Source organism: Streptomyces sp. NPDC001709 (genome assembly GCF_053596375.1).
Window position 1 is genome coordinate 29,582 of sequence record NZ_JBSFGB010000008.1, and the last position, 14,894, is coordinate 44,475.

A 14,894-nucleotide genomic window follows, 5' to 3' on the forward strand; every position below is an offset into this window, starting at 1 on the left:
TCTCCCGGTGCTGCTGCCCACTATCGGGCACCATCCCGCACGGGCACGATGATCTCGTCCACGAGCCGTCGGCAGATCCCTCGTGGGTAGGGGGCGCGCAGGCTGAGCACGATGTGCGTGAAGCCCGCCCGGATCAGCTCGGTGATGATCCGACGGTCCGTGGCCGGGTCGTCGTAGGACACGATGTACTGCACCGACCGGGTGATCGACCGCGGGTCGCGGCCCAGGGCGGCGCAGTGGGCATCCAGGACGCGGGCGCATTCGGCGATGGTCTCCACGGAGTTGTGCGGTGGTCCGGGGATGTTCCAGATGTCGGCGTGTTCGGCGACCAGGCGCAGGGTGCGCTCGCCCCAGCCGCCGATCAGCAGGGGCGGGCCGGGGCGCTGGACCGGCTTCGGTTCGTGGCGCGTGCCGCTCAGCGTGTAGTACCGGCCCTGGAAGTCGAAGACGTCCTGGGTCCACATCCCCTTGAGGATGGCGACGGTCTCCGCGAGGCGGGCGATGCCCTCCGCGGGCGGGACCAGGGTGAGGCCGTAGGCGGTGTACTCGGCGACGGCCGGGTTCTCACCGGCGACACCGCCCGCGCCGGGCGGCTGATGGGTGCCGCCCACGCCGAGCCCCATGACGAGCCGGCCACCCGAGATGACGTCGACCGTGGTGGCGATCTTGCCGAGGACGGCCGGCGGCCGGATCCGGTTGCTCGTCACCAGCAGCCCCAGCCGCAGTCGCCGGGTGCGCGCGGCCAGTGCGGCGAGCAGGGTCCACCCCTCCAGCACCGTCCCGTCCTTGGGGCCGGCGATCGGCATCAGGTGGTCCCACAGCCAGGCGTCCGCGAGGTCGGGAAGGTCGTCGGCCTCCTCCCAGACGCGCAGGATCTCGTCGTAGCCGACTCGCATCGGCGTCGTCTTGACCCCGAAGGTCACCGTGCTGTCCGTCGGTCGGTTCATGGCCCCATCCCCTCGCCGATCTCACGCAATCGTCAGCCTAGCGAATCATCAGCAGTACTGACTATCAGTCTTTGCCTACGATATGCCCATGACCACGGCTCCGCTGACCTCACGCCTCGGCTATCTGCTCAAGCACGCGCACCTGCGGTACACCGAGGCCTCCGCGCGGGCCCTGGAGCCCTTCGGTGTCGACGGACGGCAGCTGGCGGTGCTCGCCGTGCTGGCGGCGGACCGGCCGCTGTCGCAGATGGAGGCCGCGGGGAGGATCGGCGTCGACCGGACCACGATGGTCGCCCTCCTCGACGCCCTGGAGGACAAGGGGCTCGTGGCGCGCCGCCGCAGTCCCGAGGACCGGCGCCGGAACACCGTCGAGCCGACCGCGCACGGCCAGGAGGTCCTGCGCCGCGCCGAGCGGGCCCGCGCGGAGGCCGAACGCCGGTTCCTCGCAGCCCTCTCCGACGCGGACGCCGAGCGTTTCCTGGGCGCGCTGCGGACACTGGCCGGTGTCACGGAGGCGGAAGCGAAACACGGTGGCCCCGCCGCCGCCCGCTGACTACGCTCCCGGCATGGCTGTGGAGTGGGAGCAGGTGAACGTCGACGCGGCCGACCCGGTGGCGCTCGGGCGCTGGTGGGCCGAGGCGCTGGGCTGGGTCGTGGTGAACGACGCCGAGGACGAGTACGAGATCCGGCCCGCCCCCGACCGGCTGCCGGGGCTGCTGTTCGCACCGGTGCCGGAGAAGAAGACGGTCAAGAACCGCCTGCACCTCGACTTCCGCCCCGACGACCAGGCCGCCGAGGTGGCCCGGCTCCTCGCGCTCGGCGCCCGGCACGCGGACGTCGGGCAGGGGGAACAGCCGTGGGTGGTGCTCATGGATCCCGAGGGCAACGAATTCTGCGTGCTCGGGCAGCGCCGTCCCTGATCACGGACCCGCCCTAGCCGGAGCGAACCCGGGCGATCGAACATACGATGGCTGCGAACCGGTGCGGTGGTCCCCACGACACCGTCCCGTGGAACCGGCACTCGGGGTGGGAGACGTATGGCACAGGCCGCCGTCGCAGCGCGGACCGTCATCCTGACCGTGGACGACGACCCGGGGGTCTCCCGTGCGGTCGCCCGCGATCTGCGGCGGCGCTACGGCGAGTCGTACCGGATCGTGCGCGCGGAGTCCGGGGAGTCCGCGCTCGAGGCGCTGCGCGAGCTGAAGCTGCGCGGCGACCTGGTCGCGGTGATCCTGGCCGACTACCGCATGCCGCAGATGAACGGCATCGAGTTCCTGGAACGGGCGCTGGACGTCTATCCGGGGGCGCGGCGGGTGCTGCTGACCGCGTACGCGGACACCAACGCGGCCATCGACGCGATCAACGTGGTCGACCTCGACCACTATCTGCTCAAGCCCTGGGACCCGCCGGAGGAGAAGCTCTACCCGGTCCTGGACGACCTGCTGGAGGCCTGGCGCACCAGCGCCTACCGGCCCGTGCCCAGCACCAAGGTCGTCGGGCACCGCTGGTCGGCGCGGTCGTCGGACGTGCGCGAGTTCCTCGCCCGCAACCAGGTGCCGTACCGCTGGTACTCGGTGGAGGAGCCCGAGGGACAGCGGCTGCTGGCGGCCGCCGGGCAGGACGGGCAGCGACTGCCGCTGGTGATCACGCCGGACGGCGGCACACTGGTCGAACCGGAGGCGCCCGAGCTGGCGGCGCGGGTGGGCCTGGCGACGACGCCGACGGCCGACTTCTACGACCTCATCGTGATCGGCGGCGGACCGGCCGGGCTCGGCGCGGCCGTGTACGGGGCCTCGGAAGGCCTGAGGACCGTGCTCGTCGAACGGTCGGCGACCGGCGGGCAGGCCGGGCAGAGCTCCCGGATCGAGAACTACCTGGGCTTCCCCGACGGCGTCTCCGGCGCTCAGCTCACCAACCGGGCACGTCGGCAGGCCGCCAAGTTCGGTGCCGAGATCCTGACCGCCCGTGAGGTGACGGGACTCGAGGTCAACGGCGCCGCCCGGGTCGTACGGTTCGCGGACGGTTCGGCGATCGCCGCGCACAGCGTGATCCTCGCGACCGGCGTGCAGTACCGGCAGCTGGAGGCCGCCGGCTGCACCGATCTGACCGGCTGCGGGGTGTTCTACGGCTCGGCACTGACCGAGGCGGCCGCCTGCCAGGGGCAGGACATCTACATCGTCGGCGGCGCCAACTCGGCGGGCCAGGCGGCGATGTACCTGTCCCGGGGCGCGAAGTCGGTGACGCTGCTGGTGCGCGGACCCGATCTGTCGGCGTCGATGTCGTACTACCTGATCCAGCAGATCAACGAGGCGCCGAACATCTCGGTGCGCCCGAACACGGTCGTGGACGCGGCGCACGGCGCGGACCACCTGGAGCAACTGACGCTGCGCCACACGGTGTCCGGGGAGAGCGAACGGGTCGACGCGCAATGGATGTTCGTGTTCATCGGTGCCGCCCCGCTGACCGACTGGCTGGGCGACGCGGTGCTGCGCGACAAGCGCGGGTTCATCCTGGCAGGGCCCGATCTGACCGCCGACGGGCGGCCGCCGGCCGGCTGGGAGCTGGACCGGCCGCCGTACCACCTGGAGACCAGCGTGCCCGGCGTGTTCGTGGCGGGTGACGCCCGTGCCGAGTCCGCCAAGCGGGTCGCGTCCGCCGTCGGCGAGGGGGCCATGGCCGTGATGCTCGTCCACCGGTATCTGGAACAGTCATGAACGATCTGGAGCAGTCATGAGCGGGCAGATCATGCCGTGCAGTCCCAAGGAGATCGGCTCGCTGTTCCTCTTCGAGAAGCTGAGCCCCGAGCAGCTGGGCCGGTTGTGCAGCGAGGGCCGCGTGGAGCTGTTCCAGCCCGGTCCGGTGTACACCGAGGGTGACCCCGCCACCTGCTTCTTCGTGATGATCGAGGGCACGGTCGTGCTCTCCCGCCGGGTCGGCGGTGACGACGTGGAGGTCACCCGCACCTCGCAGCCCGGGGTGTACGCGGGCGCCATGCAGGCCTACCTCGGCGACCGGGTGCGGCAGGTCTACAACAACTCGATGCGGGTGACGGAGCCGACGCGGTTCTTCGTGCTGCCGGCGGACATCTTCGCGGACGTCATGACCGAGTGGTTCCCGATGGCCGTGCACCTGCTGGAGGGCTTGTTCTTCGGGGCGAAGAACACCCAGGCGACGATCGGGCAGCGGGAGCGGCTGCTGGCGCTCGGCTCGCTGTCGGCGGGGCTCACGCACGAGCTGAACAACCCCGCGGCGGCGGCCGTACGGGCCACGGCCACGCTCCGCGAACGGGTCGCGAAGATGCGGCACAAGCTCGCCGTGATCGCCGAGGGCCCCTTCTCGCGGGACCAGTTGGCGAGCCTGATCGAGATCCAGGAGCGCACCGCCGAACGGGTCGCCAAGGCTCCGGCGCTCAGCCCGCTGGAGGCCAGCGACCGGGAGGACCTGCTCACCGACTGGCTGGAGGACCACGACATCGGCCAGGCCTGGCAGCTGGCGCCGGCCTTCGTGCAGGCCGGACTCGACGTCGACTGGCTGCGGCAGGTCGCGGCGGCCGTGGACGAGGAGATCCTGCCCGGCGCGATCGGCTGGCTCAACTACACCATCGAGACCGAGCTGTTGATGAACGAGATCGAGGACTCCACCACCCGGATCTCGCATCTCGTCGACGCGGCCAAGCAGTACTCGCAACTGGACCGGGCTCCCTACCGGGTGGTGGACGTGCACGAACTCCTCGACAGCACGCTGCTGATGCTGTCCGGCAAGATCGGCGCCGGAATCGAGGTCGTGAAGGAGTACGACCGCACGCTGCCGCCGGTGCCCGCGTATCCGGCCGAGCTGAACCAGGTGTGGACGAATCTGATCGACAACGCGGTGTCCGCCATCAACGGCGCGGGCGGCACGGGTACGTTGACCGTGCGGACCGGACTCGACCACGAGCGGCTGCTGGTGGAGTTCAAGGACACCGGACCCGGCGTCCCGCCCGAGATCAAGGACCGGATCTTCGACCCGTTCTTCACCACGAAACCGGTCGGTGAGGGCACCGGGCTCGGCCTGGACATCTCCTGGCGGATCGTCGTCAACAAGCACCACGGCGCGCTGCGTGTGGAATCGGTGCCGGGCGACACCCGCTTCCAGGTGCTGCTGCCGCTGACCGCCGACTCCGAGCTGTCCGAGCTGTCCGAATCGCCCGTGTCGACCGAGGAGCAAGCGGAGGAGACCGTATGAGAATCGTCGAGGGGTTCGACGTCAACGTTCCGCCCAGCGGCACGGGCTGTGCGGAGTGCGAGGAGGCCGGCGGCTGGTGGTTCCATCTGCGCCGGTGCGCGCAGTGCGGGCACATCGGGTGCTGCGACGACTCCCCCGCGAAGCATGCGACCGCTCACTACCACGCGACGGGGCATCCGGTGATCCGGAGTTTCGAGCCGGGCGAGGGATGGTTCTGGAACTACGCGACGGATGAGCTGTATGCGACGGGGCCCGACCTTGCGCCGCCGGTCAGCCATCCGGACGACCAGCCGGTGCCCGGACCTGCGGGGCGGGTGCCGGCCAACTGGGCGGAGACGTTGCGGGGTTGAGCTGCGGCTTCTCGCCCGGAGCCGACCGGGTCGGGGTGACCCGAGCCGGAGCCCCCGTCAGGGGGCGCAGTCGAGCCTGCCGAGGTCGACGGCGCCGGCGATCACCCGCATGCCCCTGTCGTCGGGGTGCAGGTGGTCTCCGCCGTCGAGGAACGGCAGCATCCGGGCCGGGTCGTGGCGGCCGCGCAGAACGCGGTCGAAGTCGGCGACCGCGTCGAACGCCCCGCTGGTGCGGATGAACCGGTTCACTTCCCGGCGTACGGCGTCGGCGGCCGGGTCCCATTCGGGCCAGCCCTGGAACGGGCCGATGGTGGCGGCGACCACGCACTTCCCCGCCGCGTGCACCCGCTCGGTGATCTCCCGGTACCCCGCGATCAGGTCTTCCGCGGTGACACCGGTATGGGCCTTGAGGTCGTTCACGCCCTCGAAGAGGAAGACGGTACGCACCCCGGGCAGGGACAGCACGTCCCGGTCCAGCCGGTTCAGGGCGCTCCGCCCGGCGCCGTCCGCGAGCACCTTGTTGCCCGAGATGCCTTCGTCGGCGACGCCCTCGACGCCGGTGTGGGCGGTGTTCAGGCGCCGGGCGAGGTAGTCCGTCCAGCGGTGGTTCAGCCCGCTCGTGGAGTGCCGGCCGTCGGTCAGGGAGTCACCGAGCGCGGCCACGGCCCCGGTGTCCGCGCGGGTCGGCCGTACGGACACGGCGTCGACGTACCACCAGGAGCCGGTCGTCCCGCGCCAGTTGCGGTCGCTGTCCTCGGCGGTGTGGTCACCCCGGCCGGTGTACGACGTCTGCAGGGCCATCCAGTGGCCGGTCGCCGGTCCTGCCGCGTTCGGGGTGTGCAGGCTGATGGCCAGGTCGGTGCCGGCCGGCCAGGTGCCGGGCAGCGGGTCGCTCCAGACGGCGGCGCCCGCGGGCACGGTGACCGTGCGCTTCCCGCCGAAGGTCAGCCGCCGGTTGCTGCCGGGGCGCAGTGCGGCGCCCGCGCCGCGCAGGCCGGCGTGGACGTCGTCCAGAGCCAGCGGACGGTCGCCGAAGGCGTTGGTGACGCGGACGCGCAGGCCGGTGCCGCCGACGCTGGTGTGGACGACGAGCCGGTAGTCCTGCCCGGCCGTGCCCTCGCCCATCCGGTCGGCGCTCGCCGCCCAGGTGACGACCCCGGAGGCGGAGGCGGCGGAGGCCGGCGGCGGGTCGGCCGCGCGGGCGGGCACGAACTGGCCGACAGCGGCCGTGACCAGGGCGGCGGCGACGCGGGAGACGCGTCCTAGCCGGCCGTTCACCGCGCGAAGTCCCGAAGCGCGACGGACCCGCCAGGTCGCCTGCGGGCCGTCCGGGAGGTGCCTGCGTATCCCACGCAGGTCATGGTCCCGCCGACACCGCGGATGCGCACCTCGGTGTCGGTCTGGAAGGGGCCCCGGCGGGTCATCCCGCCGTACGGTAGTTGCCGGACGGCGCCCGCACCAGTGGGCCCCGGACATGCGGATGCCCCGCGCGAGGCGGGGCATCCGGTGGTACGGCAGTTCCGTCAGTGACGGGCGGCCGGGGTGTTGGCGGCGGTGACGTTGACCGCGGCCCACGCCTTGTCGACCGTCTTGTACTCGGTGCTGTTCGCGCCGTACAGGTCCTTGGCCGCCTTCAGCGTCGCGATGCGCGCGTCGTGGAAGCTGGTCGTGGAGACCATGTAGCGGGTGAGCGCACGGTAGAAGATCGCGGTGGCCTTGGCTCGACCGATGCCCTTGACCGTGGAGTGGTTGTAGGTCGGCGAGTCGTAGTTGACCCCGTTGATCGTCTTCTTGCCGCTGCCCTCGGCGAGCAGGTAGTACGCGTGCGAGGAGACACCGGAACCGGCGTGCACCTCGGTGTAGTACGTGTCCGGCGACCAGTAGTCGATCGTGCCCTCGAGCTTGTCGAGCGACGGGTGGTCGAGGCGGCGCAGGAACTTCTGCGCCAGACCCAGCTTCTCGCCGATGAGGTAGTCCGGCGTGTCCTTCGCGTTGTTGGCGTAGAACTCGACGTTGGAGCCGAAGATGTCCGCGAGCGACTCGTTCAGCGCGCCGGGCTCACCGTACTGGTTGCCGTCGGAGTCGACGTAGGTCGGCTCCAGCTTCGCGGTCGCGTCCACCACGCCGTGCGTCAGCTCGTGGCCGGTGACGTCGAGGACGACGAGCGGCTTCTTGAACATCTGGCCGTCGCCGTCGCCGTACAGCATGCAGTTGCAGGTCGGGTCCCAGAAGGCGTTGGCGACCTTGTTGCCCCAGTGGACCATGCCCTGGGCCGCCTTGCTGTTGTTGGCGATGCCCTTGCGCCCGAAGGTGCTCTTGTAGAAGTCCAGGGTCTTGGTGATGCCGTACTGGGCATCGGCCGCGGCGCTGGCACGGTTGCTGGTCGCGCCGTTGCCCCACACGTTGGTCGTGTTGGTGAACTTCGCGGCCGAGCCGAACTTCTCGGTGGTCGTGCCCTTGGCGTCCCGCGTCTCGGTGCCGTACCGGCTCGGGTCCTTGAGCTGGTAGTGGCCGCGCGAGGTCGCCGTGGTGGTCAGACCGACGGTGCCCACGAAGAGGGTCTTGCCGGTGCCCTTGGCGGCCGACGGGTAGGTCGTGGCGCCCAGGCCGCCGGAGCCGAGCAGGCCGGCCTCGGGCGAGGCGGAGCCGACGCCGGTGGCCGGGTCGGCCGTCTCGCCGTGCTTGCGCAGGCTCTCCAGCAGCTTCGGCGACAGGAACTCGTCGCTGTTGGGCGTGTTGCTGCGCACCTTGCCGGTGACGGCGTCGATGACGACCGTGTTGGTGCCGCTCTGGTCGGTGACCGTCACCTGGTAGGCGAGGGCGGAGGAGCCGCCGCGCGCGTCGACGACGAGCTGGGCGGTGCCCGCGTCGCCCTTGGCGGCCTGGGCGGCCTTGGCGGCGGCCTGGTCCGCGGTCAGCTTGGCCTGGGAGGAGGCGGGCTCGACGGCGTGCTGGGCGGCACGGGTGACGCCCGTGTAGGCCAGCTTGTGGTCGAGGTGGACGATGAGGTCGCCGCCGAGGACGGGCATGCCGTCGTGCGTGCGGACGAAGCGGACGTGCCGGGCGCCCTCGGGGTCGAGCATGACGTCCTGCGCGTGCAGGTCGTCACCCTTGGAGACGCCGGTCGCCGAGGTGTGGGCGAAGGCCGCGGTGCGCGCCGCCTCCACCACCGCCTTGGCGTCGGTGGTGGCGGACGCCGCGGACCGCTCCACCCCCGTGGAGGGACCCGCGAAAGCCGTACCGGCCAGACCCGTGGCAGCGGTCGTCACCGCGATGGCGACAGCGACGCTGCGTATGTGCGGTCTACGCAAGGATCAGGGTTCCTTCGTTCGAAGGCAGCAGGGATCACCAACCGCCTTGAGGCATGACGCGATTCGCGCCACGGGGGCTGGTCGGGCCCCGAGGCGTAACCCTTACGGATCAGTCATGTGCACGTAAAGGCGGAATGATGGATTTCGCAACCTTCTATGGCAATCCTTTACGAATGGTCGCCACAGAGTGATCACCGACTGACCAACTGTGTGTCGGCTGTGGAGACGTTGGCTCCATCCCCTAGGTTCCAGGGCCGGAATGTGACCGATGTCGCATCAAACCTCGTACGGATTCCTGTCGCTGGAAGTGGGTGCCGGATGGTCTCGGCAAGGGTGGGGCGGGGCGCGGTCCTCGTCTCCAGTGCGCGGCGGAACCTTCTTATCGGTGCCCGGCGTTGTCCCTTCCGTGATGAGCGAGCTCGTACCCGGGGGCAATATGCCGCTGCCCGGTGGTGTGGTGCGGCTTCGGGTGGCCGGGGCCTTCGACGTGTCCGCCCTTGTCACCGGAGCGGACGGCCGGGTCGGGTCCGACGCCGACTTCGTGTTCTACAACCAGCCCCAGGCACCGGGGGTCCGGCTGAGCGGGGACAGCCTGGTCGTCGAGCCGGCCCGGCTGCGCGGCGGTGCGTGCCGGGTCACGGTCATGGTGAGTGCGGCCGAGCCCGGTACGCCGCTCGGGCGGTTGCCCGCTCCCCGTCTGGAGGTCACGGACGGCTCCGGGCGCACGGTGTCCCGGTTCACACCGCCGCGGCCCGGGCCGGAGACCGTGCTGCTGCTCGCCGAGCTGTATCCACGGCCGGGCACCGGCTGGAAGCTGCGGGCGATCGGACAGGGGTACGCGGACGGGCTGGCCGGGCTGGCCCGGGACTTCGGGGTGGAGGTCACGGACGCCGGCGGACAGACGACGGCCACGGCAGGGCCCCCGGACCACTCGGCACCGAACGGCCACACCGCCCGCTCCACCACCAACACGCCGAGCGCCCCATCCGCCGCCCGACCGACGACCACGCCACGCAGCCCGTCCGCCCAATCCCCCGCGCCCGGCTCAAGCCCACACTCCCCCCACCTCGCGGAAGGCCCCGCCGACGCGTTCCTCCGCCTGGTCAACTCGGCCCGCGCGCGGGCCGGTTCCCCGGCCGTCGGCCTGGACGCGCGGCTCGGCTCCGCCGCGCGGGTGCATGCCCGGGCCATGGCGGATGCCGGGCGGCTCGGTGGCGAGGGGCGGGACGGAGTCTCGGTGCACCAGCGGATCAGCGCCGCCGGATACGCGTACATCACGGTCGGCGAACACCTCGTCTCCGGGCCGCGCAGCGCGGCCGAGTTCGTGGAGTACTGCCTGGGATCGGCACGGTCCCGGCGCACCCTGCTCGACCCGGCCTTTCGGCACGCCGCCCTGGCCCACGCCGACGCCGGTGACCGGTACTGGACCGCACTGTGGGCAGCTCCGCTCACCCCGGACGCGCTGTCCCGCACGGCCGCCGAAGTCCTCGCGCTCACCAATGCCGAACGCGGCCGGGCCGGCCTGTCCCCGCTGGCGGCGGACCCGCTGCTCACGGCCGCCGCGCAGGCGCACTGTGCGGACATGGTGGCCCGCGACTTCTACGACCACACCTCCCCCGACGGCTCCCAGCCCTGGGACCGGGCCGCCGCCGCGGGGTCCCAGAGGCGCACGATCGGCGAGAACATCGCCTGCGGCCAGCGCTCCCCCGCCGAGGTCGTGAACGGCTGGATGAACAGTCCCGGCCATCGCGCCAACATCCTCAAGCGGGAGTTCGGCCACATAGGCGTCGGCTTCGCGGGCGGCGGCCGGGCGGGCACCTACTGGACCCAGTTGTTCGGTGGTTGAGCAGGCACTTTCCGTGATCTTGGCGGAATGACATCCTCCGGGACACCATGCCCGGCATGAAGGGTGATCTCTTTTCCAGTGAGCACGTGGTGCAGCCGGCCGTGGAGCCGGGCATGTCCGTCGAGAACGCCAAGTGCGTCAAGTACGCGGTGAACGGCGAGATGTACGCCCGCCAGGGTGCGATGATCGCCTACCGGGGGAGCCTCAAGTTCGAGCGCAAGGGGCAGGGCGTCGGCGGCATGCTGAAGCGTGCGGTCACCGGTGAGGGGTTGCCCCTCATGGCGGTGCGCGGGCAGGGCGAGGCCTGGTTCGCGCACGAGGCCCAGAACTGCTTCATCGTCGAGGTCGAGCCCGGCGACCAGTTCACGGTCAACGGCCGCAACGTGCTGTGCTTCGACGCCTCACTGTCGTACGAGATCAGGACGGTGAAGGGGTCCGGCATCGCCGGCGGCGGTCTGTTCAACAGTGTGTTCAGCGGCCAGGGCCGGCTCGGTCTGGTCTGCGAGGGCAACCCGCTGGTCATCCCGGTCTCCGCGCAGTCCCCGGTGTTCGTCGACACGGACGCCGTGGTCGGCTGGACCGCGCATCTGCAGACCTCGCTGCACCGCTCCCAGTCCATCGGCTCGATGCTGCGCGGCGGTTCCGGCGAGGCCGTGCAGCTGATGCTGCAGGGCGAGGGCTTCGTCGTGGTGCGCCCGAGCGAGCTGACCCCGCAGAAGGCCCAGCAGCACTGAACCTTCACACGGTGATCCACGTCGCACGGGCAACCCCCGTCGCCGTACCCGCGTCTTGATCGACAACAGACCGACACGCCCCGGTCCCTTCGGCCGGGGCGTATTTCCCCGACGCTATACACGCTGCGTATACATGCCGTGTATAGAGAGGTACGTATGTACAGCAAGGCTTTCGCCCCGGAGTACCAGGGCGCCCTGACCACCCTGTCCGTGAACTCCTCGCTGGTCGATGTGCTGGCGGAGGGCACCGAGAAGCTGCGCGAGGCCGAGCGGTCCGGGCGTCCCGCCGAGGCGGCCCGGTGCGGGCTCGCCGTCGCCGAGGCACACCGGCGGCTCGGCCACGTAGGGGACGCGGACCGGGCCTGGAAGGCCAGCTACCGCGCCGCCCGTGCGGCCGGCGACACCGCCGCGATGGCGTGGGCGCTGTGGAGCGGCGGCACGCTCGCCCGGCAGCGTGGTGCCTTCCCCCTGGCCTGGCGGCTGCTCGGACTGGCCGCCGAACTCGGCGAGCGGGGCGGGGACATCGTTGTCCGCGGTTACTCGCTGGCCGGGCTCGCGGAGACCGGCCGGATCCAGGGCAACTACGCGGCGGTCGGCCGGCTGCACGAGCAGCTGCTGGCCGAGGCCCGCAGGCGCGGCGAGGCCCGGCACACGGTGTGGGCGCTGGAGGGAATCGCGCAGATACACCGCAACACCGGCGACTACGACCGGGCGTACGCGCTGTTCGAGGAGGCGGCCGAGATAGCCGAGCGGGCGGAGGACCGGCGCGGGCACGCCTGGGCGCTGCGCGGACTGGCCGACATCCTCTCGGTGCGCGACAAGGACACCGAGCGGGCGCTGGAGCTGCTGTCCCGGGCGGAGGCCGGCTGCCGGGCGATGAACCTCTCCAGCGCGCTCGCCTACAACCACAAGATGCGCGGCAACGTCATGTACCGGGCCGGGCGTTACACCGAGGCGCGGAACCTGTACGAGCTGGCGCTGGAGGAGTTCCGCGCGATGAGCGAGCCGCGTGGCGAGGCGCTGGCCCGGCTGGGTCTCGCCAAGTCGCGGGCGCAGCTGGGCCGGGACCGCGCCGAGACCGCGAGTGAACTCGCCGATCTGGCAAGGACGTTGGAGCGCAGCGGACTGAAGCACGCCCGCGAGATGGTCGCCCGGGCCCAGGAGGAGTTCGGCCTCGGCACGGAGGTCGCACGATGACCCCGGTACAGGCCCCGCCCTCCGCTCCCGAAATCCTCGCCCGCTGCCGGGACTTGGTGGGCCCCGCGCTGCGGGAGTCGGTGGGGCGGCTGCATCCGTGGCTGGCCGAGATGGCCGCGTACTCCTTCGGCTGGTGCGAGGAGGTGTCCTCGGGATCGGGCCGGCGGGAAGCGACGGTGCCTTCCGGTCGAGCCGAGCCCGGTGGTGCCATGCCCACGCATCGCCACCAGGATCCGGAAGGCACCCCCTCGGCCGGCGGTGCGCCCGCCTCCGGGCCCGGCGGCAAGGGCGTACGGCAGGCGCTGGCGGTGCTCGGTGCGCAGGCGGCGGGCGCCGACGGGCGGGCGGGCATCCCGGCCGCGGTCGCGGTGGAGCTGGTGCACGCCTTCTCGCTGCTGCACGACGACATCATGGACGGCGACGAGACCCGGCGCCGCCGCCCCGCCGTGTGGAAGGCGTACGGCACGGGCCCGGCGGTGCTCGCCGGGGACGCCCTGTTCGCGCTGGCGGTCGAGACCCTCGCCGCCACGCCGCACAGTGCGCGCGCCGTACGGCTGCTGTCGGCGGCCCTCGCCGATCTGGTGCGCGGGCAGGCCGACGACCTGCTGTTCGCCACCCGGCCGTGCACCGGCCCGGAGCGGGTGACGCCCGGGGAATACCGGGCGATGGCGGAGGGCAAGACCGGCGCGTTGCTGGGCTGTGCCGCCGCGCTGGGCGCCCTGTACGGCGGGGCACCCGAAGCGACCGTCGGCGCGCTGGACCGGGCGGGACGGCATCTCGGCGTCGCCTTCCAGCTGGTCGACGACGTGCTGGGGATCTGGGGCGACCCGGACGTCACCGGCAAGCCCGTGGGCGGCGATCTGCGGGAGCGCAAGAAGACGTACCCGGTGCTGGCCGCGCTCGGCTCCCCGGCGGCTCGCGGGCTGCCCGAGCTGCTTGACACGCCCGGGCGGGCCGAGGAGGCCGCCGCGCTGATCGAGGCCGCGGGTGGCCGTAATGCGACGCTGGCCGAGGCCCGCGCGCACACCGCCGCCGCCCGGACGCTGCTCACTGAGGCGCCGCTGGCCGCCGAGGCCGCCGGGGACCTGGTGCGGCTGCTGGACCACCTGGTGGACCGAGAGCTGTGACCTCACGGATCCCTCGCGGGACCGCTCGGTGAAACCGTGTTGACCACGCCGGGCCTCGCGGGTGAGGGTGCGATCGGCGCGGCCCACACCCCCGCGCCGGAAGGGTGAAGCACCTTGATCGGCATCAAGGAGATCGAAGCCGCGGCGGAGCGGATCGCCGGACACCTCGTGCGGACGCCGACGGTACCGAGCCCGGGCCTGACCGAACTGCTCGGCGTTCCGGTCACCGCCAAGCTCGAACTGCTCCAGTGCACCGGCTCGTTCAAGGCACGCGGGGCGACGGCGAAGCTGCTGGAGCTGACCGAGGCCGAGCGTGCGGCGGGCGTGGTCGCGGTCAGCGGCGGCAACCACGGAATCGCCCTCGCGGTGATGGCCGCCGTCCTCGATGTGAAGGCGACCGTGGTCATGCCCCGTACCGCGCCCGCCCGTTCCATCGCGCTCGCCGAGGAGGCGGGGGCGTCGGTGCGGCTGACCGACGGTATGGACAGCGCGTTCCAGCTGGTGACGCAACTCAGGGATGAGGGGCTGACCCTGGTCCACCCGTTCGACGACCCGGTGGTGATCGCCGGACAGGGCACGGTCGGGCTGGAGTTGGCCGCGGACGCGGAGGACCTGACGGACGTCATCGTCAGCATCGGCGGTGGTGGGCTGATCGCCGGGGTCGCGGCGGCCCTGGCCGCCCTGCGTCCCGGGGTCCGCGTGTGGGGCGTGGAGACCGAGGGCGCCGAGGCCATGTCCGCCGCGCTCAAGGCGGGCGGACCGGTGCCGGTGCCCGTGTCGTCCCTGGTCACCACGCTCAGCGCGCCCTCCGTGTGCCGGCTGACCTACGACCATGTGTCCGCGCTGGTCGAGGAGGTGCTGGTGGTCCCGGACCGGGAGGCGGTGCAGGGCTCGCTGGAGCTCGCCGACCGCGCCAAGGTGTGGGCCGAGCCGGCCGCGGGCTGTCTGCTGCCCGCCGCCCGGCAGGTGGTGGCACGGGTCGGCGACGGCGCCCGGATCGGTCTCGTGGTGTGCGGCGGCAATACGGCGCCTCGGGAACTCACCGGCTGGGCCGAGCGGTTCGGGCTGCTGTGACACATGGCCGCACCCGGCAATTTACCCTCGGTTACCCGCAGGTCAAACGACCGCTGGGTGCGGCCATCCCAAACTCGCAAGCCC

Annotated in this window: 13 protein-coding genes; 10 read left to right on the plus strand and 3 right to left on the minus strand. The window is 71.9% G+C overall.

What is annotated here, in order from left to right:
* Nucleotides 1-20: 20 nt before the first annotated feature.
* The gene (locus ACWC0C_RS14450; protein ID WP_450864119.1) at nt 21-947 is read right to left on the minus strand and encodes an LLM class flavin-dependent oxidoreductase; all 927 of its coding nucleotides are present in this window, start codon (nt 945-947) and stop codon (nt 21-23) included.
* A gap of 88 nt (nt 948-1,035) precedes the next feature.
* Here ACWC0C_RS14450 and ACWC0C_RS14455 point away from each other — a divergent pair, with 88 nt between their 5' ends.
* The 5 genes from ACWC0C_RS14455 to ACWC0C_RS14475 all read left to right on the plus strand — a co-directional run bounded on the left by ACWC0C_RS14455 (nt 1,036) and on the right by ACWC0C_RS14475 (nt 5,521).
* Nucleotides 1,036-1,500, plus strand: a complete 465-nt coding sequence (locus tag ACWC0C_RS14455; RefSeq protein WP_450864121.1) for a MarR family winged helix-turn-helix transcriptional regulator — start codon at nt 1,036-1,038, stop codon at nt 1,498-1,500.
* Nucleotides 1,501-1,513: 13 nt separating this feature from the next.
* A complete protein-coding gene (locus ACWC0C_RS14460) occupies nt 1,514-1,867 on the plus strand; it encodes a VOC family protein (protein WP_450864122.1) in 354 nt (117 codons plus the stop codon).
* A 117-nt stretch (nt 1,868-1,984) separates the two neighbouring features.
* Nucleotides 1,985-3,661, plus strand: a complete 1,677-nt coding sequence (locus ACWC0C_RS14465; RefSeq protein ID WP_450864124.1) for an FAD-dependent oxidoreductase — start codon at nt 1,985-1,987, stop codon at nt 3,659-3,661.
* A gap of 16 nt (nt 3,662-3,677) precedes the next feature.
* Complete coding sequence (locus ACWC0C_RS14470; protein WP_449197026.1) at nt 3,678-5,171, plus strand: ATP-binding protein; 1,494 nt, start codon at nt 3,678-3,680, stop codon at nt 5,169-5,171.
* The gene (locus tag ACWC0C_RS14475) at nt 5,168-5,521 is read left to right on the plus strand and encodes a UBP-type zinc finger domain-containing protein (RefSeq protein WP_449197027.1); all 354 of its coding nucleotides are present in this window, start codon (nt 5,168-5,170) and stop codon (nt 5,519-5,521) included. Before ACWC0C_RS14470 ends, ACWC0C_RS14475 begins: the two co-directional genes overlap by 4 nt.
* Before the next feature lie 57 nt (nt 5,522-5,578).
* On the opposite strand, the gene ACWC0C_RS14480 is transcribed toward ACWC0C_RS14475, so the two are convergent.
* Nucleotides 5,579-6,799: an SGNH/GDSL hydrolase family protein gene (locus ACWC0C_RS14480; protein ID WP_450864126.1), complete on the minus strand. Its 1,221-nt coding sequence runs from the start codon at nt 6,797-6,799 to the stop codon at nt 5,579-5,581.
* Between the two features lie 245 nt (nt 6,800-7,044).
* Nucleotides 7,045-8,832: a M4 family metallopeptidase gene (locus tag ACWC0C_RS14485; RefSeq protein ID WP_450864127.1), complete on the minus strand. Its 1,788-nt coding sequence runs from the start codon at nt 8,830-8,832 to the stop codon at nt 7,045-7,047.
* 409 nt (nt 8,833-9,241) lie between these two features.
* Here ACWC0C_RS14485 and ACWC0C_RS14490 point away from each other — a divergent pair, with 409 nt between their 5' ends.
* The 5 genes from ACWC0C_RS14490 to ACWC0C_RS14510 all read left to right on the plus strand — a co-directional run bounded on the left by ACWC0C_RS14490 (nt 9,242) and on the right by ACWC0C_RS14510 (nt 14,810).
* Entirely contained in the window at nt 9,242-10,678 is a 1,437-nt protein-coding gene (locus ACWC0C_RS14490) for a CAP domain-containing protein (RefSeq protein WP_450864129.1), read from the plus strand.
* Nucleotides 10,679-10,734: 56 nt separating this feature from the next.
* Nucleotides 10,735-11,412: an AIM24 family protein gene (locus ACWC0C_RS14495; protein WP_450864130.1), complete on the plus strand. Its 678-nt coding sequence runs from the start codon at nt 10,735-10,737 to the stop codon at nt 11,410-11,412.
* 156 nt (nt 11,413-11,568) lie between these two features.
* Nucleotides 11,569-12,609: a tetratricopeptide repeat protein gene (locus ACWC0C_RS14500; RefSeq protein ID WP_450864132.1), complete on the plus strand. Its 1,041-nt coding sequence runs from the start codon at nt 11,569-11,571 to the stop codon at nt 12,607-12,609.
* Complete coding sequence (locus ACWC0C_RS14505; RefSeq protein ID WP_450864134.1) at nt 12,606-13,736, plus strand: polyprenyl synthetase family protein; 1,131 nt, start codon at nt 12,606-12,608, stop codon at nt 13,734-13,736. Before ACWC0C_RS14500 ends, ACWC0C_RS14505 begins: the two co-directional genes overlap by 4 nt.
* A gap of 114 nt (nt 13,737-13,850) precedes the next feature.
* On the plus strand, nt 13,851-14,810 hold the full coding sequence (locus ACWC0C_RS14510; protein WP_450864135.1) for a threonine/serine dehydratase: 960 nt from the start codon (nt 13,851-13,853) through the stop codon (nt 14,808-14,810).
* Nucleotides 14,811-14,894 lie beyond the last annotated feature (84 nt).